The 18,077-nt window shown below is 59.8% G+C and carries 20 protein-coding genes and 2 pseudogenes; 16 read left to right on the top strand and 6 right to left on the bottom strand.

Annotated features, from left to right (window positions below; genetic code table 11):
• The first annotated feature begins 158 nt into the window (after positions 1-158).
• From F2982_RS31255 to F2982_RS31280, 6 genes and pseudogenes are all read left to right on the top strand, one after another.
• Complete coding sequence (locus F2982_RS31255; protein WP_112717188.1) at positions 159-1,688, top strand: PAS domain-containing sensor histidine kinase; 1,530 nt, start codon at positions 159-161, stop codon at positions 1,686-1,688.
• A 139-nt stretch (positions 1,689-1,827) separates the two neighbouring features.
• Complete coding sequence (locus F2982_RS31260) at positions 1,828-2,136, top strand: hypothetical protein (protein ID WP_148194953.1); 309 nt, start codon at positions 1,828-1,830, stop codon at positions 2,134-2,136.
• Between the two features lie 15 nt (positions 2,137-2,151).
• Positions 2,152-2,979, top strand: a complete 828-nt coding sequence (locus F2982_RS31265; protein WP_112717192.1) for a class I SAM-dependent methyltransferase — start codon at positions 2,152-2,154, stop codon at positions 2,977-2,979.
• Between the two features lie 279 nt (positions 2,980-3,258).
• Positions 3,259-3,693 (top strand): MarR family transcriptional regulator, encoded by a 435-nt coding sequence (locus F2982_RS31270; RefSeq protein WP_112717566.1) that lies wholly within the window; start codon positions 3,259-3,261, stop codon positions 3,691-3,693.
• A 314-nt stretch (positions 3,694-4,007) separates the two neighbouring features.
• Positions 4,008-6,289: pseudogene (locus F2982_RS31275) on the top strand (FdhF/YdeP family oxidoreductase).
• Between the two features lie 34 nt (positions 6,290-6,323).
• Positions 6,324-6,689, top strand: a complete 366-nt coding sequence (locus tag F2982_RS31280; RefSeq protein WP_246777702.1) for a DUF202 domain-containing protein — start codon at positions 6,324-6,326, stop codon at positions 6,687-6,689.
• A gap of 144 nt (positions 6,690-6,833) precedes the next feature.
• Here the strand turns inward: F2982_RS31280 and F2982_RS31285 are convergent, their stop codons facing one another.
• Positions 6,834-7,133, bottom strand: a complete 300-nt coding sequence (locus F2982_RS31285) for a hypothetical protein (RefSeq protein WP_203431373.1) — start codon at positions 7,131-7,133, stop codon at positions 6,834-6,836.
• A gap of 24 nt (positions 7,134-7,157) precedes the next feature.
• The gene (locus tag F2982_RS31290; RefSeq protein ID WP_130279781.1) at positions 7,158-7,559 is read right to left on the bottom strand and encodes a response regulator; all 402 of its coding nucleotides are present in this window, start codon (positions 7,557-7,559) and stop codon (positions 7,158-7,160) included.
• A 96-nt stretch (positions 7,560-7,655) separates the two neighbouring features.
• Here F2982_RS31290 and F2982_RS32150 point away from each other — a divergent pair, with 96 nt between their 5' ends.
• From F2982_RS32150 to nhaA, 6 genes are all read left to right on the top strand, one after another.
• A complete protein-coding gene (locus tag F2982_RS32150) occupies positions 7,656-7,784 on the top strand; it encodes a hypothetical protein (protein ID WP_281438228.1) in 129 nt (42 codons plus the stop codon).
• A gap of 411 nt (positions 7,785-8,195) precedes the next feature.
• On the top strand, positions 8,196-8,954 hold the full coding sequence (locus F2982_RS31295) for a glutaredoxin (RefSeq protein ID WP_130279782.1): 759 nt from the start codon (positions 8,196-8,198) through the stop codon (positions 8,952-8,954).
• On the top strand, positions 8,951-9,190 hold the full coding sequence (locus tag F2982_RS31300) for a hypothetical protein (RefSeq protein WP_130279783.1): 240 nt from the start codon (positions 8,951-8,953) through the stop codon (positions 9,188-9,190). Before F2982_RS31295 ends, F2982_RS31300 begins: the two co-directional genes overlap by 4 nt.
• Before the next feature lie 249 nt (positions 9,191-9,439).
• Entirely contained in the window at positions 9,440-9,565 is a 126-nt protein-coding gene (locus tag F2982_RS32155) for a hypothetical protein (protein WP_281438229.1), read from the top strand.
• 25 nt (positions 9,566-9,590) lie between these two features.
• Positions 9,591-10,871 (top strand): sodium:proton antiporter, encoded by a 1,281-nt coding sequence (locus tag F2982_RS31305; protein WP_246777703.1) that lies wholly within the window; start codon positions 9,591-9,593, stop codon positions 10,869-10,871.
• A gap of 600 nt (positions 10,872-11,471) precedes the next feature.
• Positions 11,472-12,659: a Na+/H+ antiporter NhaA gene (gene nhaA / locus F2982_RS31310; RefSeq protein WP_203431375.1), complete on the top strand. Its 1,188-nt coding sequence runs from the start codon at positions 11,472-11,474 to the stop codon at positions 12,657-12,659.
• 30 nt (positions 12,660-12,689) lie between these two features.
• Here nhaA and F2982_RS31315 read toward each other — a convergent pair whose 3' ends face one another.
• The gene (locus F2982_RS31315) at positions 12,690-12,842 is read right to left on the bottom strand and encodes a hypothetical protein (RefSeq protein WP_246777704.1); all 153 of its coding nucleotides are present in this window, start codon (positions 12,840-12,842) and stop codon (positions 12,690-12,692) included.
• Positions 12,843-13,025: 183 nt separating this feature from the next.
• Between F2982_RS31315 and F2982_RS31320 the strand changes: the two genes are divergently transcribed.
• From F2982_RS31320 to F2982_RS31330, 3 genes and pseudogenes are all read left to right on the top strand, one after another.
• Positions 13,026-14,381, top strand: coding sequence for a chloride channel protein (locus tag F2982_RS31320; RefSeq protein ID WP_203431376.1), 1,356 nt, complete (start codon positions 13,026-13,028; stop codon positions 14,379-14,381).
• 18 nt (positions 14,382-14,399) lie between these two features.
• Entirely contained in the window at positions 14,400-14,597 is a 198-nt protein-coding gene (locus tag F2982_RS31325; protein WP_203431377.1) for a hypothetical protein, read from the top strand.
• Between the two features lie 58 nt (positions 14,598-14,655).
• Positions 14,656-15,041, top strand: a pseudogene (locus tag F2982_RS31330) (GFA family protein).
• 110 nt (positions 15,042-15,151) lie between these two features.
• Here the strand turns inward: F2982_RS31330 and F2982_RS31335 are convergent.
• The 3 genes from F2982_RS31335 to F2982_RS31345 form a co-directional block, all read right to left on the bottom strand.
• On the bottom strand, positions 15,152-15,637 hold the full coding sequence (locus F2982_RS31335) for a hypothetical protein (RefSeq protein WP_203431378.1): 486 nt from the start codon (positions 15,635-15,637) through the stop codon (positions 15,152-15,154).
• 201 nt (positions 15,638-15,838) lie between these two features.
• Positions 15,839-17,131, bottom strand: a complete 1,293-nt coding sequence (locus F2982_RS31340; protein WP_203431379.1) for a DUF2254 domain-containing protein — start codon at positions 17,129-17,131, stop codon at positions 15,839-15,841.
• A 98-nt stretch (positions 17,132-17,229) separates the two neighbouring features.
• The gene (locus tag F2982_RS31345; RefSeq protein WP_246777705.1) at positions 17,230-17,550 is read right to left on the bottom strand and encodes a hypothetical protein; all 321 of its coding nucleotides are present in this window, start codon (positions 17,548-17,550) and stop codon (positions 17,230-17,232) included.
• 86 nt (positions 17,551-17,636) lie between these two features.
• Here F2982_RS31345 and F2982_RS31350 point away from each other — a divergent pair, with 86 nt between their 5' ends.
• Positions 17,637-18,077, top strand: a complete 441-nt coding sequence (locus tag F2982_RS31350; RefSeq protein ID WP_130279790.1) for a MarR family transcriptional regulator — start codon at positions 17,637-17,639, stop codon at positions 18,075-18,077.

An 18,077-nucleotide genomic window follows, 5' to 3' on the forward strand; every position in this document is an offset into this window, starting at 1 on the left:
AGCGTCCTGCCAACCAATGGCAAATGAAGTCTCTTTCCAATGATTAAAATGCATCAATTCGACCAAGGTCCGTGGCGCATTTTGATAGACGCACTAGATAGCGTGGGGTAACCACGGGTTTGCAGTTCACGATTTTTTACCGGGAAGATTGCAGTCGAATGACACAGGGACCAAACCCCAGCATTGAGCAGCGCTACCGCCTGCTGATCGAAGCAATCACCGATTATGCAATCTACATGCTGGACCCGGCAGGCAACATCACGAGTTGGAACCCGGGAGCGGAGCGGCTGAAAGGATATTCCGAGGCCGAGATCATCGGTCGCCACTTCTCGACCTTCTATACCGAGGAAGACCGCGCAAAGGGTTTCCCGGAAGAGGCGCTCAGGATCGCTGAAGCCGACGGTCGCTTCGAGCGTGAGGGATGGCGGCTGCGCAAGGATGGATCCAAGTTTTGGGCGAACGTCATCGTCGATCCGATCCGAAACGCTGACGGGAACCTGATCGGCTTCGCCAAGATCACGCGCGATATCAGCGAAAAGCGCGCGGCTCAGGAGGCCATGGTTCAGGCTCACAAATTGGAGGCGGTCGGGCAGCTGACAGGCGGCTTGGCCCACGACTTCAACAATCTCCTGACGGCGATCCTGGGCAGCCTCGAGATTGCCAGGAAGCGAGCCGTCAGGCCGGACGTCCTAGACCTCATCGAAAATGCCATTCAGGGCGCCCAGCGCGGCGCAACGTTGACGCAACGGCTTCTGGCGTTCGCACGGCGGCAAGAGCTGAAGATCGACTCGCTACGCGTTCCCGACCTTGTCGGCGGGATGGCAGACCTGATGCGTCGAACGATCGGCCCGGAGGTTGTCATCAACACCGCGTTTCCAGCTGATCTTCCCCCCGTGCTTACCGACGCCAATCAGTTGGAGAGTGCGCTCCTCAACCTCGTCGTGAATGCGCGCGATGCAATGCCGGATGGTGGCGAAATCGCCATCACGGCGGAGCGGCGGTATGTGACAACAGGCAGTGCTAACTCGCTCGCGACAGGCGACTACGTCTGCCTTTCGATTGCCGATCAGGGAGAGGGGATGGATGCAGAGACACTCGCAAATGCCAGCCAACCATTCTTCACGACGAAAGGCGTCGGCAAGGGCACAGGATTGGGTCTCGCGATGGTCCAGGGGCTCATGGCACAGTGCGGCGGACAACTGGTGCTGAAGTCTAAACCGGGTGTCGGCACGACAGCCGAGCTTTGGCTTCCGGTGTCAGGGGAGCCGTCGACATTGGCCGCTTCTACCCCCGAGACCGTGTTTGATCCCGCGCCAACCGCCATGACGGTCCTGGTGGTCGATGATGACGCGCTGGTGCTCATGAACACAGTCCTCTTACTTGAGGATCTCGGCATGGAAACCATGCAGGCGTCCTCCGGGGCGGAGGCCATGACGATATTGGATAGTGGTGAGCTCCCTGCTGTCGTGATCACGGACCATGCCATGCCCCACATGACCGGCGCAGAGCTCTGCAGGCGCGTAAGGCAGCAGTATCCGAGCCTTCCATTGATTCTAGCGACAGGCTACGCCGAGCTTCCCGAGGGGGCCGAGCTTCTGAGCGATGTCGTCCGATTGTCGAAGCCGTTCAGTCAGACCCAGTTGTCGCGGGCACTTTCGGAAGCCTGTAATGCCGGACGGTGCTTCTGACTGATAGACGATTGCGGCTCGGGGACCTGATCGGCCGCGCTTTGTACGGATGCGGACCAAGCTGCGATCCCGGACCAAAGTCCGGATGATCAAACGCGACGGTTGTGTTAGCTGTTGATCTGCCCTGGGGAGGACCCGAATGACGCTGGCGACCGATATCCGTGATGCGTGCCTTGTTCTGCCACAGCTTGATCGTCAGAGCCGCCTGGGCCTGATCGAGCGAATACTCGGACAGCTTGAAGCCTACCGCACGACGGCGCTTGAGGGCGTGCGGCCGGACAAACGCTTCTGGATCGACACCCTCATTGCGTCCGTCAAGACGTCTCTGGACGAGATTGCAGCAATGGACACAGCAGAGCTCCTCGGCATCTTAATCGAGTTCGAGAAACTGATTGCGGTTCTCGACGGAATCAGCGCTTCTCGTGTCGCAGTGCCCACGTTCCACTGATCGCGGAGGTTTGGTATGATCGAGACGCAGCAGACCTCCGGCTGGTTGAATCCGACGTTCAACGATCGCCTCGTTTCCAGCTACGAAACGTTACTCTCTCCGATCCTCTTCGATCCCTATGCCGTGCACATGGTCGAGTATGCCGCCCGATCCCGTCCAGCAAACATCCTCGAAGTCGCAGCCGGCACCGGCGTCCTGACACGCGCGCTTCGCTCTCGCATGCCAACCGCTGAAATCGTGGCGACTGATATCAGCCCGGCCATGGCAGCTGAGGGGCGCAGGGCGACCGAGGGGCTGGAGGTCCACTGGTTGGAGGCCGACGCTGGTAAGCTGCCCTTCGGGCCGCAAATGTTCGATCTGGTCGTCTCGCAGTTCGGCGTCATGTTTTATCAGAACAAGGTGGCAGCGTTTCGCGAAGCTGCGCGGGTTCTGCGCAAGAACGGCAGGTTCCTGTTTTGCACCTGGGACTGGCTTCACGACAACGACTTCGCCAGGGCCGTGGACGAGGCACTGGCGAGGCTGTTTCCTGCAGACCCACCGTCGTTCCTGCGCCGGCTGCCGTATTCATACTACGATCAGGATGTCATCCGAGCGCAGATGTCGGCGGCAGGATTCTCGGCCGTCTCCTGCGATCGCGTCGAGCTGACATCGACAGCACCGGACGCCGGCACGATCGCGGCGGCATTCTGCGAGGGCACGCCGCTTCGCAGCGAGATCGAGGAGCGATCCCCGGGCCTTCTGTTCGAAACGGTCGCTGCGGTAGAAAAGGTCATCAGGGCGGATCTCGCCGCCCGACCAGAGGGTGCCATGACTGCTTTGCTTGTGCTCGGTACGGCCGCTTAGTGCTGCAGCGCTTTTGGTCACAAGCAAACGGCAGTAGACCCGTCACGAGCACTGATTTCCGTTGGCATCGCAGGACGAGCCACCCCACGCACAAAATGCAGGGGCGTCACGAATTTGGCACAGTCGTCACGCGTATTTGGTGAGATTATGGTTCGCGAGCATCGACTCGATGCCGCTGCTTTGCAGCGTCTCCCGCACAGACTCCACCGGCCCGCGAACCGTTATCTCAGCGTGGCCATGCCGATTATATCATACCATGACACATATAAGGTCTTTTCGATGTCCCGTTCAAAATCAGCGGCCCTGAGCGATCAAGTCTATGAAGGTCTGGCCGGCTTCCGGCTCGCAATGCGGCGCTTCCTGGCGTTCAGCGAGGCCGCGCTTGCGGAAGCGGGCGTCACGTCTCCACAATATCAGGCCCTCCTCGTGGTGCGGTCCACCCCTCATCGTCAGATCAGGCTTCGAGATCTCGCCGAGCAGTTGCTGATGCATCACCATGGCGCCGTCCAGCTCGTCGACCGCATGTGTTCCGCTGGCTTGGCGGAGCGTATCCCGGCGGAGGACGATAAGCGCAGCGTCATGATTAGCCTGACCTCGAAAGGGCGGGAGGTCCTTGAAGCACTTGCCCGCATCCACGTCGATGGCATGCTCGAAAACGAGCCGCTGCTGGCGGAATCCCTCTCCCGCCTGCGACAGGTCACCGAGCTCGCCTGACGCCGTCAAAGTTTTTTATCACGTCGTGATTGATCTCCAACTTCGTTCTTGTATCATGACATGATATAAAACCAGGATAACAGCTATCGCGGACGCAGAACGCTGGTCGGCACCCTATCGCCCCTCAAAAACCCTCTGGGCGTGGTCGCTCGTCGGCGCATCAGCCTTGACGTCATTATGGGCGGGCCTTCCGCCTTTGCACGGGCGCTCAAACAATCGAAGCATACATCGATAGCGTCCCGCATTAAAAGTTCGCCACCTGGAAACCGATGCATCGCCCGCGCGTTTGCATTTCCTACGGCGTGGAGGTTTTCATGAACGAGCATCTGACTGACCCTGCATCCGAAGGACCGGCCGGCGGCTGGGGATCGGTGAAATCGATCGCGCGCATTTACGGCGAGACCCTTTCCAATCCGGCGGTCCTCGAAACCCTGAAGCAGCAGAACAAGCCTGGCGGCTTCATGTGCGTTTCCTGCGCCTGGCCGAAGCCGGCAAACTACCATCCCTTTGGGTTCTGCGAGAACGGGGCGAAGGCGACGTTGTGGGAATCGACCTCGGCACGGTGCAAGCCCGACTTTTGGAACGACCACACGGTCCTGGAACTTCGCGACTGGAAAGATCACGACCTCGAAATGGCCGGACGCCTTACGCATCCGATGCGCTACGACGCCGACACGGATCGCTATGTCGAAGTCAGTTGGGAAGAGGCGTTTTCCGGCATCGGCGCCGTGCTGAAGCGCCTAGAACCAAAGGAGGTCGTCTTCTATTCCTCCGGCCATGCCGGTCTCGAAGCCTCCTATCTCTATGCTCTGCTCGCACGTCTCTACGGCAACAACAACCTCCCGCAAAGCTCCAACATGTGTCACGAGACGACGTCGGTCGGCCTGACCAAGGTGATCGGCTCGCCGGTGGGTACCGTGGTCTGGGACGATCTGGAAAAGACCGACTGCCTGTTCTTCTTCGGGCAGAATCCTGGAAGCAACAGCCCACGCTTCCTGCACCCTCTCCAGGAGGCGAAGCAGCGTGGGGCGAAGATCGTCACCTTCAATCCGGTGATCGAGCAGGGCCTTGTCAGTTTCGTCAATCCGCAGAGCCCGCGCCAAATGCTGACAGGCGAAGAGACGGTAATTTCCGATCTATATCTGCAGGTGCAAAGCGGCGGCGATGTCGCGGCAATCCTTGGCCTCTGCAAGGTGGTGGTCGAGGCCGACGACGACGCCAAGACGCTCGGTCTTAAACGCATCCTCGACGTCGAGTTCATCGAGCAGCATACGACGGGCTTCGACCGGTTCGTCGACTGTGTCCGGACGGCATCCTGGTCCGACATCGAGCGCGAGAGCGGTCTAACCGAGCCCGACATCCGCCGGGCCGGTCAAATATATGTCGAGGCCGAGAGGGTCATCGGCGTATACGGCATGGGCCTCACACAGCATTCGAAGGGCGCGCTCAACATCGCGATGCTGGCCAACCTGCTGATGCTGCGGGGCAACATCGGGCGCGAAGGCGCAGGCGTCTGTCCCGTGCGCGGCCACTCTAACGTCCAAGGCCAGCGTACGGTCGGCATCGCAGAAAAGACCAAGCTGGTTCCGATGGACAAGCTGAAGGAACTTTTCGATTTCGATCCGCCGACGGAGGATGGCACCCATATGGTCGACGCGGTGAAGGGCTTGATGAGCGGTCACGTCAAGGGCTTCGTATCGCTCGGCGGCAATCTGCTTCGGGCCGTCCCGACCAGAGGGACATGGAAGTCGCATGGGCGAAGCAGGAACTGACCGTGATGGTCTCGACCAAGCTCAATCGAAGCCATCTCTTTCCGGCAAAGGCGGCCTATATCCTGCCATGTCTCTCGCGCTCGGAGGTAGACGATCAGGCGACCGGAAACCAATATATTTCCATCGAGGACAGCTTCTCCCACATCCACGGCTCGATCGGCAAGCGCAGCCCGGCCTCGGAGCACCTGAAGAGTGAACTCGCCATCATTGCCGGGATCGCCAAGGCGACCCTTCCCGTAAATCCCAAAGTGACATGGGACGACTGGACCGGCGACTACTCCCTCGTGCGGGACCTCATCGAGAAGACCTACCCGGAAGATTTCGCGAAGTACAACGAGCGGCTCAACGAACCCGGCGGCTTCTATCGTGGCAACGCGGCGCACGACCGCATCTGGAAGACCCCGGAAAAGAAGGCGGTCTTCACAACGCCCGATCAACTGAACTCGCTGTCCTTCCCCGACAGACCTGGCCGTTACCGACTGTTGACGATGCGATCGAACGACCAGTTCAACACGACGATCTATGGATATTCCGACCGATTCCGCGGGATCGAGGGCACGCGCGATGTCGTCCTCATGTGCGCCGAAGACATCGCCGAAGCCGGCCTCGCGCCCGGACAGACAGTGCGGCTCGTCAGCGACTTCGAGGACGGCAGGCGGCGAGAGCTCGGCGGTCTAGTCGTAACACAGCACGCCCTGCCGAAGGGGACGATCTGTTCCTACTATCCGGAGTGCAACGTTCTTAATGCGATCGATCATCACGACGAGCTTTCGAAGACGCCGGCCTCTAAATCGATACCCGTCAGGATAGAGGCCGAGCCATGATGGGCGCCCGGCGGGGGACAGGAGGCTTGGCAGCATGAGCCAGCGCAGCGATGAGGCCGGACCAGACCGGCGCACAGTGCTTGCCGCCGACCGCACGATCTATGCCGCCGAACGCACCTATGCTGCCTGGATGCGAACGGGCTTAACGGCGCTTGCCAGCGGGATAGGAGCGAAAGCACTCTTGGCGGACGTCGTTCCGGAAATCCTCATTGTCACGACGGGGACGATTCTGGTCGTCTTCAGCGCTTTCTGTTTCGTCGTCGCCGTTATCAGGGAGTTCAATCCTGGGCCGCCGCCGCCGGAGCCGGATATCAAGAAGATACCGAGCGTCCTGCTGCTCGCCGTGAGCCGGTTTTCTGGCGATCGTGTCTTTCGTTACTCTCCTCGGCGTATGGTTTGATCGCTCAGGCACGCTTGGCCAGTGAGCTGGACGAGGCATGGATCACGAACCCAACTATGGCACGGTCGGCATTGGCGCGATCCTCGGGATAGGTGTCCTCGTATGGATCGTGGCAATGACTTTTTGAACGAGCCGGGCTCCTGTCTATCGATCGAATTCCGAGCGCTGCAACACGTTCAAGACCTCCTTCGCCATGAGATGTGCCGCCGTCAGGACTGCCGGCGACAGCGGCATTCCATCGCGCGCATCGCGCGAAATCCTCAGGAAACCAATCAACTCGATTGGATTCTCTATGAAGCCGTCGAGAATCTCCTCTACCTCCTGCGGGAAAGAACGCCCTATCCCGACGGCAAGCTGTCCTTTTTCATCGAGCACTCCCCGATCGATGAGTATGGTTTCGATCCGACCGACCCAAAGGCCGAGTTCGGCGCGCATGTCTTTCATCGCTATACCCCTGCCCTTGCCAGCTCAGTCTAATAGTCGTAATCCCCCCGGGGGAATGCCACGGCCGCCTTTTCGGATGTCCTGCAGATAGGTCAGGACCTTGCCTATCATCGGCGGATGAACTGGCTTGGATATCACGCCCACGACGCCCAGAAGTCCGGTTTGAATGGCCTCGGGATTGCCAGTCACCATCACGACTGCCAACCCGAACTCGCTTGCCAGATAATGTCCAACCCTGGGACCCGTTGCACCGTCTCGAAGTTTGACATCGACAAGCGCGATATCGCTGAACGGAGCGAGCGCTTGAGCGGTCTCGAAACTATCGGCGACGCCGGACGTCTCGTAGCCGAAGCTTGTCACTATGTCGCGAAGATCGGCGGCCAGGATGGCGTCGTCCTCCACAATCAATATTTTCTCGGCCGTCATCGCCCCCTCCTCCCAGTTTTGTTCAGCCTGTATTCAGGATTGACAATATGGTCGAAGCGTTAAAGAATGTCATCACATGATATAAAGGATGATACGATGACGAAGACGGCTTTCATTTCAACGGTATTCGCAGCCTATGTCGCCGTCATGTTCGCTGTCGCGTCGATCCCCGCAGAAGCGCCCCAAGTCGTGTCGCAAATGCAGACCCAGCAGGCGGTCAACTGAGGTTGACGGGATGGACGTGAAGCTTTTTCTCGCCGGAGCAGCCATCATGTGCGCGAGCATCTATGGCGGATCTGTTTATGTCCTGTTCTATCTTTGAAGCACCTTCATCATGACGTGATATAAATTTTGCGGATCGCGGAACCGCAAGGGCGCCTCTCCATTATCTTTTGATAAAGGGAGTACGCAGATGCAGCCTACCCTCATCAGGCCGAACCATTCTTACGTCGCGCGTGGCGGCCGCAATCGCAGATATGTCGCGAGGATCGACTGCGGCGTCGTCGACTACAGCGTGAGCGTCTTCGGCGTTTCCTTTACCCGGTCGGAAACGTTGGACGCGTTCGCGCGGTGGGCCTACGAAGACGCGGACCTTCTGATCCACCGTACGTCAACCCGCGGTGCGGGAGCATCGTGATGCTCATGGCGACGCCGGTCAAGAAGGCCGTCATCTACCGCATGGTCATGAAGGACCACATCTGTCCGTTCGGTCTCAAGTCGCTCGACCTGCTGCAACGCGAAGGATATCGGGTCGAGGACCACTGGCTCAGGACCCGTGAAGAAACGGATCGCTTCAAGGCTGACCAGGACGTTGGCACCACACCGCAGATTTTCATCGACGGCAGACCCGTCGGTGGGTACGACGACCTTCGCAATTTCTTTGGCGATCCTCTAAAGGATCCGGACGCCACTTCCTACGTGCCGGTCGTGGCAGTATTTGCGATGACCGCATCGATGGCGATTGCAGCTGGCTGTGCTGCCGGGACTCTGGCATCGCTTCGCACGGTCGAGTGGTTTGCCGCCTTCAGCATGTGCGAGCTGGCGATCCTAAAGCTGCGCGACCTGGAGAGTTTCACGAACATGTTCCTCGGCTACGATCTCCTGGCTCGGCGCTGGGTTCGCTACGCCTATATCTATCCATTCGCCGAAGCCTTCGCGGGCGTGCTGATGATCGCAGGCGGGATGTTGGCCCTGATCGCCTCGCCGGTCGCACTGGCCATCGGTACGATCGGCGCCTGTTCAGTATTCAAGGCGGTCTACGTCGAGAAGCGCGAGTTGAAGTGCGCGTGCCTTGGTGGCGACAGCAACGTTCCCTTGGGATTCATATCCCTGACCGAAAACCTCATGATGGTCGCGATGGCCGTCTGGATGATAATAAAGGCAGTTTTGACATGAGCGAGCCCCAGGACGAAACCACAGACGGTCAAAATGAGCCGGAAGCGATCCACAACATCGCGTCGCTCCGCCGGCAGTACGGCGTCAGCAGGCACGAGGCCCGCCGGCTTATCGAGCGCTTCGGCAATTCGAGGGATGAACTGGATCTGCTCCTCGCAGGCCGCGGTCGGACGGCCCTCCATCGACGGCGTGAGGTCGCTACACCCGAGAGTGACGCCGCGTTTGGTATTGGGTAGTGCGCGTTTCAATGCGAAACCCTGTCTTAGGGCATCGAAGTTCCATCGTGAGACTCGGCAGAGCGCTTCAGGGTTTGGCGCGCCAAGACCGCCTGCAGAACCCCAGTTCGCCCGGACCGCGGTTTCGTTCAAAACCGGATGGACCAGCCCAAGCATTTCCGCAATGACTGCAGCAGGGACACCGCTCACCTATCAGAAAAATCGATCAATTCAATACGAATGCCACGTATATTCCGATGGAGAACCGGAATGAGCGGCATCGGTCTGCCGTTCGCCAATGCCTTTAAGCTGTACGTTGTGCCATCCTCGGCGACGAACGTGCTCTCGATCGGCAAAAGCGCGTTCGGTCTCCGGCCAATCCGCGCTTCCGGATAGAAACCACAGATCACTCGGGGTAGATGTGTCGATCTTTGAACTCTCCGCCATTCTCTTGACTCTATCGGCCGCCCTCGGCTGGATCAACCACAAGTACCTGCCGCTGCCGAACACGATCGGCCTTCTGGTGATGAGTGTGGGGGCGTCGTTGATCCTTGTCGCCGTCGACGCCGCTTATCCCAAGCGGCACCTCTTCGAGCCGCTGACCCAGGCCTTGCTTCGGATCGACTTTACCGAAGTGGTGATGAACGGGATGCTCGCATTTCTGCTGTTTGCCGGCTCGCTGCATGTCGATCTGGGCAGGATGCGCGACCGCGCTGCGCCTGTGGCTATCCTCGCCCTGTTCGGAACGATCGTGTCCACCGCTATTGTTGGCGTCGGTTTCTGGCTCATCGCAAAACTGTTCGGACTCGAGATGCCGCTGGCCTGGTCGATGGTATTCGGCGCCCTCATCAGCCCTACGGATCCCGTGGCGGTTCTGGCAACCCTCAAGAACGTCAAGGTGCCTGCCAATCTTGAGGTCGAAATGCAGGGCGAATCACTCTTCAATGACGGTATCGGGATTGTTCTGTTCACCGTGATGCTGCTGTTTGCGACGCAGGGTCATGACAGCACCATCACCGCCGGGTCGATTATCAAACTCCTTCTCGTGGAAGGCGGCGGCGGTCTCCTGCTTGGCATCGTTACCGGGGGTATTGCTTACTGGGCTATGCGCCTGATCGACGACTATTCGGTCGAGGTCCTGATCTCGCTTGCCCTTGTCACAGCCACTTACGCGATCGCCGATCGCCTTCACGTCAGCGGACCGTTATCCGTGGTCGCTGCGGGCCTGCTGATTGGCTACCACGGACCGCGCAAGGCCATGAGTGATCGCACCCAGACCTATCTGTTCGGGTTGTGGACGCTGATCGACGAGATCCTCAACTCGGTTCTCTTCCTGCTGATCGGGCTCGAAGTACTCGTCCTGAAATTCGACACACGATCCCTGGAGATAGCGGCCGTCGCCATCCCCCTTGTTCTGTTTGCTCGGTTGATCGCCGTCGGCGCGCCCGCCATGGCTGCTTGGTCGAGCGATATGATGTCGACCAGGAACGTGCCATTCCTCACCTGGGCGGGCATCCGTGGTGGCATCTCCATTGCGCTGGCCCTGTCTGTTCCGGAGAGCCCGGCCAAGCTCGCCATTCTCTCCTCCACCTATGCGGTGGTGTTGTTCAGCATCATCGTCCAGGGTCTCACCTTGGGTGCACTCGCCCGGCGAACCATACTTACAGATAAGCCTCCAGCAGCTGAAAAGACCTCCCACTAACAGCCGACCGCCGGAGACGTCCTTCAAGCATTCCCGCACAGGGGCCGGCGCCGGGGAAGCCGCCACACGCGCTTTGCAGGCGTCTAACGCTTCACGCTAAGGAAGGGAAACGCAATTTTGAGTGGAAGACGCATGCATGTCAGAAATAAGTGGCGTCTATAAGTGATCGCGCTCTGGTCCTCCTTGCACTGGGGCAAATTGCGGTCGGCGCCGCCGGCGTCGCTGGGTGGTTCGGCTTTGAGCCTCATTCCATCTCGCTTCCTAGACGGGTGGCGGGGCGACGGTATGGCCGACGGAGAAAGCCAAGTATAGCAGTCCGGCGATCGCGACTGCTGTGACGGCAAGCAATATCGTTTGAGAGGGACGCATTAGCGACCTCCTATGGGAAGAGACGGAATGCACGGCCCGGTTCAGGCTGCTGATCGACAAGTAAGGCGCCTGACGTGCCGTTCAAGCCTTTGTCAGAACGGGCGCGCCTGTCGATTTCACTAGGCAAACCCATATCCAGTCCTTACTTATGAGACACGCGTGTGCTGCGTGCGCCGGGGATTCCCCTTATTGACGGAGACTGAGATCAACCTTCATCGGAGAAGCGAACCCGTGTCGAAAACGATCCAAGGCCGCATCAAGTCCACGCTGCGTCAGTTTCTCGATAGCGAGGCGTCGGGCGGCCTGATCCTGATGGCGGTGGCCGTGCTGGCGATCGTCGTCGCAAACTCTCCCGCCGCAGACGTCTACTTCCACGCCCTGCATGTCTACCTCGGCCCGCTCAGTCTACAGCACTGGATCAACGACGCCCTCATGAGCGCCTTCTTCCTGCTGGTAGGCCTTGAGATCAAGCGGGAAATGCTGGACGGACAACTGTCGAGCTGGAGCAGACGAATTCTTCCAGGCGCCGCTGCAGCGGGCGGAATGGTGCTGCCCGCACTGATCTACATCGCCTTCAATCTTTCAGACACGTCGACCTTGAGAGGATGGGCGATTCCAACCGCGACCGACATCGCCTTCGCACTCGGCGTCCTTTCCCTTCTCGGGGATAGGGTGCCCGCCTCGCTGAAGATCTTCCTGGCGGCGCTGGCGATCATCGACGACCTCGGCGCGGTGATCGTCATCGCCATTTTCTATACGGCAGACATCAACGTTCTTGCACTTGCCGTCGCAGCCGTCTTGATCGGAAACTTGGTGATCCTGAACCGGTCCGGCGTGAAGAACATCTGGGCCTATCTGGCGCTGGGAGTTCTCCTATGGATCGCCGTCTTCCTGTCAGGGATTCACGCCACGCTCGCGGGAGTCGTCCTGGCGCTTGCCATTCCGCTGAAGGTCACCCCCGGCGCGCCCGAAGCCTCGGACGCGGACTCACCGCTCCATAAACTGGAGCACGCACTCCAGAAGCCGGTGGCTTTCTTCATCGTGCCAATATTCGGCTTCGCCAATGCCGGCGTCTCCTTCGCAGGCGCGTCGGCAAACGTCCTTGCGGAGCCGGTGACCATCGGCGTCGCCGCCGGCCTCTTCCTGGGGAAGCTTGCAGGCGTGCTTGGAACGGTGGCGCTTCTGGTCAAGTCCGGGTTGGCGCAGCTTCCGGCGCGGGCGACCTGGTCGCAGATGACGGGCGTGTCTCTGCTTTGCGGCATCGGCTTCACGATGAGCCTGTTCATCGGACTGCTGGCCTTCCCGGATGCGTCGTCTCAAGATCACGTGAAGATCGGGATCCTTGCGGGCTCGCTTGCATCGGGCGTGGCCGGGGCCGTCGTCCTGAGGGCGTCGGGCCATAGGAAGCAACCGACGTAGACGCGTATACATCACAAGCTTCGATCGGCGTCAGATGCGGGACGCGAGCGGTTCAATTGGTCTGCTTTTATTGGTCACGCCGATCTGAAAGCACTTCAGCAACTCGCGCGCGAGGTCCCGCCCTTCCTCGCTGTCCGGATTGATTGCCTTCGTCAGGCAATGGTCTTTCACCAGAGCCTGCATCGTGGAAACGTCGTCTGGCCGAGGGATGGCGATCCCCTTCCGAAGGCGCTGAGTATAACGTGCTCGGTGGTTCGGCACGGAGCAACAAACCCCGATCCGGCGCATTTTCAATTCTTGGGGGGTGATCTCCGGGCGCCTTTGGCGTTAGAAGATTTCTTGCCTGCGTCACGTACCGAGTCCGCCATGCCAAGCCGTTACCGCCCTTCCAAGCTTCTTCGCCGCTCCCGCGTGATTTGGGGTTCGTTTTCTCTCTGGAAGCCAAGACTGGTGTTCTGGTGCGGGGCCTTCGCGATCGGTGTAATAAGCGTCGGTTTCGCCAAGCTCGCGGATCTGGCGCAAAACGCATTCCTATCTCTCAACTCTGTCGCTGAAGGAAGCTTCCTGCTGCCGCTGTTGCTGACGCCGGCGGGCTTCATCCTGTCGGCCTATCTGGCGTCGACGTTGTTTCCGAATTCAGGCGGCAGCGGCATTCCGCAGGCAATTGCAGCGCGACACTTACATCACGCAGAAGACAGGGCACGGCTGCTGTCGCTGAAGATTGCCTTCGGCAAGATCGTACTGACAGTGCTTGGATTGTTCTGCGGCGCCTCGATCGGCCGCGAAGGGCCAACGGTACAGGTGGGCGCTTCGATCATGCTCGCCGTCGCCCGCTTTGGCGGCATGGCGCAGGCACGCGGGCTGATCCTGGCGGGTTCGGCAGCAGGTATCGCCGCTGCCTTCAACACGCCGCTCGCCGGTATCGTCTTTGCCATCGAAGAGATGAGCCGTACGTATGAATCGCGAGCCAACGGGCTGGTGCTGACCGCCGTCATCCTCTCCGGTCTGGCCGCACTCGGGCTTTCGGGCAGCTACAATTATTTCGGTATGGCCTCGGCGGCGCCGACCGACCTTCGTGACTGGGGACTGGTTTTGATCTGCGGTGTGGGTGGCGGCGCCCTTGGTGCCGCATTTAGCGGTTTTGCCTTGCATTTCGGCCAGAAGATCCGCCGCTGGGCGCAACCGAGACCGCTGAAGCGCACGCTGGCACTTGCGGGAGCCTGCGGACTGGGAATCGCTGTCATCGGTATCGCATCCGGCGGCACCACCTTCGGCACCGGCTACGAGCAGGCGCGTGGCGCGGTCGAGGGCAATGCCTTGCCCCTGCTCTTCTGTGTCGAGAAACTTGCAGCCAGCTTCCTATCGATGCTGTCAGGCATACCCGGCGGCATCTTCGCGCCGTCGCTCGCCGTCGGCGCCGGTCTTGGCAGCACCGTCGGCTCCCTGCTCGGCACCAGCATCGCCCTTGCAGCAATCCTCGGGATGGCGGGTTACTTCGCAGGCGTCGTACAAGCGCCAATGACGGCCTTCGTCATTATCCTGGAGATGACCGGCGACCACCAGGCCGTCATCCCGATCATGGCGGTGTCGATGATCGGTTACGTGACCTCGCGCTTGCTTTCACGTGAACCGCTTTACCACGGTCTGTCGCGGGTCTTTATCGCCGCCGCAATCCGGGCGCGACGCGCTGCGGAGAAGGAACCGGGATCAAATCGAACCTAACACACTCGGCCGACGACCATGCGCGACTATCTCACTGACCGGTATTCTATTCGCCGCGAACATGACGGCTCCTGGACAATCTTCGATCTGTTCACCGGGCTCGCCGCGGAGTACTACGGACGCACAACAACACTGATGGACGAAGGCGGATCGAAGTCCCTATGCATCGTCATGAATGCACTCGACAAGCAACGGCGGCGACAGACCTCGACATAGTGCTCGCTGTGGATTTGGGAAAGACGCAGGCCATATGGAGGATCAGACCAAAGCGACAGTGACGCGAGAAGCCAGTTGCTCCTGCGGCCAGCTTACCATCAGGGCTAACGCGGCCCCCGTAAAGATCTCCGCATGCCACTGCCAGGAGTGCAAGCGCCGCACTGGCAGTGCATTCGGGGTAGCGGTCTTCTTCGACCGGGAAGAGGTGGCGGCTTCAGGAGCCTCGCGACGTTACACGAGGGCGCAAGACAGCGGGAGATCGATCGAGTTCAAGTTCTGTCTTGACTGCGGGTCGACGTTTTTTGGATGACGGACTTTCGGGAGGATCTCGTCGCGCTCGCCCTGGGATGTTTCCACGATCCGTCCTCCCTGGTTCCGACACTAAGCGTCTACGAGCAAAGTCGCCTGAGATGGGTGGGGCTCGACCTGCCCGGCGGAGACTGACACTCCACCGAGCCCTACCAATGCTTGCGCCTTCCCAGCAGCAGACACCGCTCGCGGTATTGTCATTTCCTTCACGTCCAAAAGTGAATTAGTATCACAACATGATATTTTCAGCCGCAGCGGTAGGTCTTAAGGTCATTGGATTCGTAAGCCCTGCCCTTCATCGTCAACCGCACGCTCAAAGGACGGACGCCCGTGAGCTTGTGGCTGTGAGCCTTCTTCTCGACCAGTGGTGCAGGCAAACGGCGGTCAACCGAAGCGATCCAGTGGCCTATGCCACAATTGCCAGGATCGTGGCGCTCCGAAAGGCCGGCAAGACCATTGAAGAGGTGTGGTCCGAAATAGCTTCGGATGCTCCGAGAGGCGCCGAAAGCAGTGACAAGGGGGAATGAATGCGAAGATTCGACCTGGTGGATAGCGGAACCGCATCGTCTTATCCGGGGCATGTTATCATCGTCGCAGGCGACGACGTAAGGACAACCGGCGAGCTCGCAATCAGAGGCCAACCGCATCAAGGCGAAGCGGAACCACTCGAAGCCGCAATCCATCACGCCTTGCTGGTGCGGCAGAGGGACGCGTTGCCAGTTGCGGTGCAAGACGATCTCGGACTGTGGCCCTCTAGGCTCGGAGAACTTGTTCCCTGGACGCCTTAGCGAGGTAGACCGTGCCGATCGACGAACCGGTCTGCGAAACGGCGCCGTCAGTGAGCCGTCGCCGGGGACGACGCTGCCGTCGTGATCGATTGCGTAGAAGCGAAATCATTGAACGGCGCTCGGCAACCTTGATGTCGTGTCCCATCAATCCTCTGCGCCCGGCGCCCAAATATGTTTACCGTCAGCAATGATGGGTGCAGCAGCGGCCCGCAACCTCTCCATGTCGGCGTCAATGTGTATCACCGCGGCCGCTCGATCGAGTGCCTCCTTCGAATGGCGCACGGCGTTTGAATGGAATTGCGGGCCGAGCTTAGAAAGAGCTGCGAGGGTCTTCTGAAGTCGAAGTCCGACTTCGACAAGGCCGGCGCCGTCGCGGGCGATCGGCGTGAACAGGTCGTCGAACAAGTCGGCTGCCGTCAGTGTCGCGACATTGAGCCGGCGATAGACAGCCTCCTCCGGCGCCTCGCCGATTGCTTCGTGCCAGGAGTAAAGGATTCGCATCGCGCGGGAGATGACGTCGATGGCGGTCCCCGGATCATTGACAGCAGGAGACAAGGCGCGCGACGCGATCTCAGTTAGTACCGACGCTCCGAACCGCGGGTCCTGATCGAAGGATCGGACGTCGCCGATCGAAAAGCAGGCCGCGGCCCGATCCAAAACATCCTCGCCCAAAGCTCCACGCAGCCATCCAAGCGGCCGGGCGGGCGAGGCAAGCTTGCCAGGTAACGCCAAGATCACCACGTCGCACTCTATCTCGTCGGCGATTTTCGCCAGCGCCGCTGCATCAACATGCTGCACGTAGCCGATCTCGTCCGTGAAAAACGGTGTGTCACCGGCCCTGGGCTCGAGACTGTCTGCGTCGAGGGCTTTCCCCCCGAGGTTCGGGGATTTCCGCCAGGCCTTTACGGCGTCGAGCGTCGCCTCCTCCACACGGCGTGTCGTCTCTGTCACCCTTCCTAGCCGGGACAGGTGGTCGATCCATCTCAAAAGCGTCACCACGATGAGCACAATGACGCCGATCGTGACGACGAAGAGAACCAGCCGCCCCTGCTCGCCATATGCGCCCGTCGTCAGGGCGACGATGCCGACAAGACTGAACAGAAACGAGCCGACGAAAGTCGCCAGCACGTTTTGTGTCGTGCTGTCCTCCATGACGAGACGGGTCGCACGCGGCGTTACGTTGCTCGTTGCCGCAGAGTAAGCCGAGACCATTGTGCTGAGCGAGAAGGTCGTGACGGTGAGCATGCTCGAAGCGATGATACCCAGGATATTATCGACGGAGTCGGCGCCGATCTTCGTCGACAAGTCCGCCGGGATGTAGGGCGTGACGACGATCGCCAGCAGGGCGGTGGCAACTGCCGCGATTGAGAACAGGGTCGCCCTGAACCAGATCCGCCGCGCCAGAACCGATATCGACCAAATCAAGCGCGAGCTCATGGCATCCCCTTCCTCGAGACAGGTTCAGATAGCATTAGGAGATGGAAATGCAATCGCTCGGATATTTCCGGCCTGAAATCGATCTGGAAAGAGCCGTTTCAGCGGCGCGGCGTCACGCGGTGGCGCTTGTCCAAGGCGTTTACGACGGCGCAAAGGCTGTCGGCGACGCCCTTGTCCAATCCATCGAGAAACCGTCCGACATAATCTGCCGGCCAGCCGGTGAAGATGTCGAACACCGTCCAGGTACCATCCCCTTCGATCCGGACGCCGAAACGATCGGTCTCAAATGGCTGCGTTCCTGACCTGCTCTTGCCAACCATGATGAATGTTTTCTCGACGTCACGAAATAGGCACAGTCTTTTTGCCAGCATCAGAAGAATATGGTCCGCGAGTGATCGGTCGACGCCGGTGGTTTGCACCGTCTCCGCATCTCGCACACGCGATCCATTCTCCTGGCGTGGTTCGACGTTTATATCACATCATGACATTTTGGAAGGACTAATGAATGCCTCGATCGGGACGCCGGATTTCCGGCCCGGCTGACGAAGTCTATGATGGACTTGCTGGCTTCCGGCTTGCCATGCGCCGATTCCTGTCCTTCAGCGAGGCGGCGCTCGCCGAGGCTGGCGTGACCTCCCAGCAGTATCAGGTTCTTCTCGTCGTCCGCACGGCGCCTGGCCGCCAGATCAAGCTTCGCGATCTCGCAGAACAGATGCTGATGCATCACCATGGCGCGGTACAGCTCGTTGACCGCATATGTTCGGCTGATCTTGCGGAGCGGATACCCGCTGAGGACGACAAGCGGAGTGTGCTGATCGGCATGACCAACAAGGGCGAAAAGGTGCTTGAGGGTCTGGCGAGGGTTCATGTCGACGGTATGCTCGAAAACGAACCGCTGTTGGCCGAATCCCTCTCGCGACTGCGACAGGTGACCGAGCTCGCTTGA

This window comes from Rhizobium sp. BG4 (genome assembly GCF_016864575.1).
Lineage (GTDB): Bacteria > Pseudomonadota > Alphaproteobacteria > Rhizobiales > Rhizobiaceae > Rhizobium.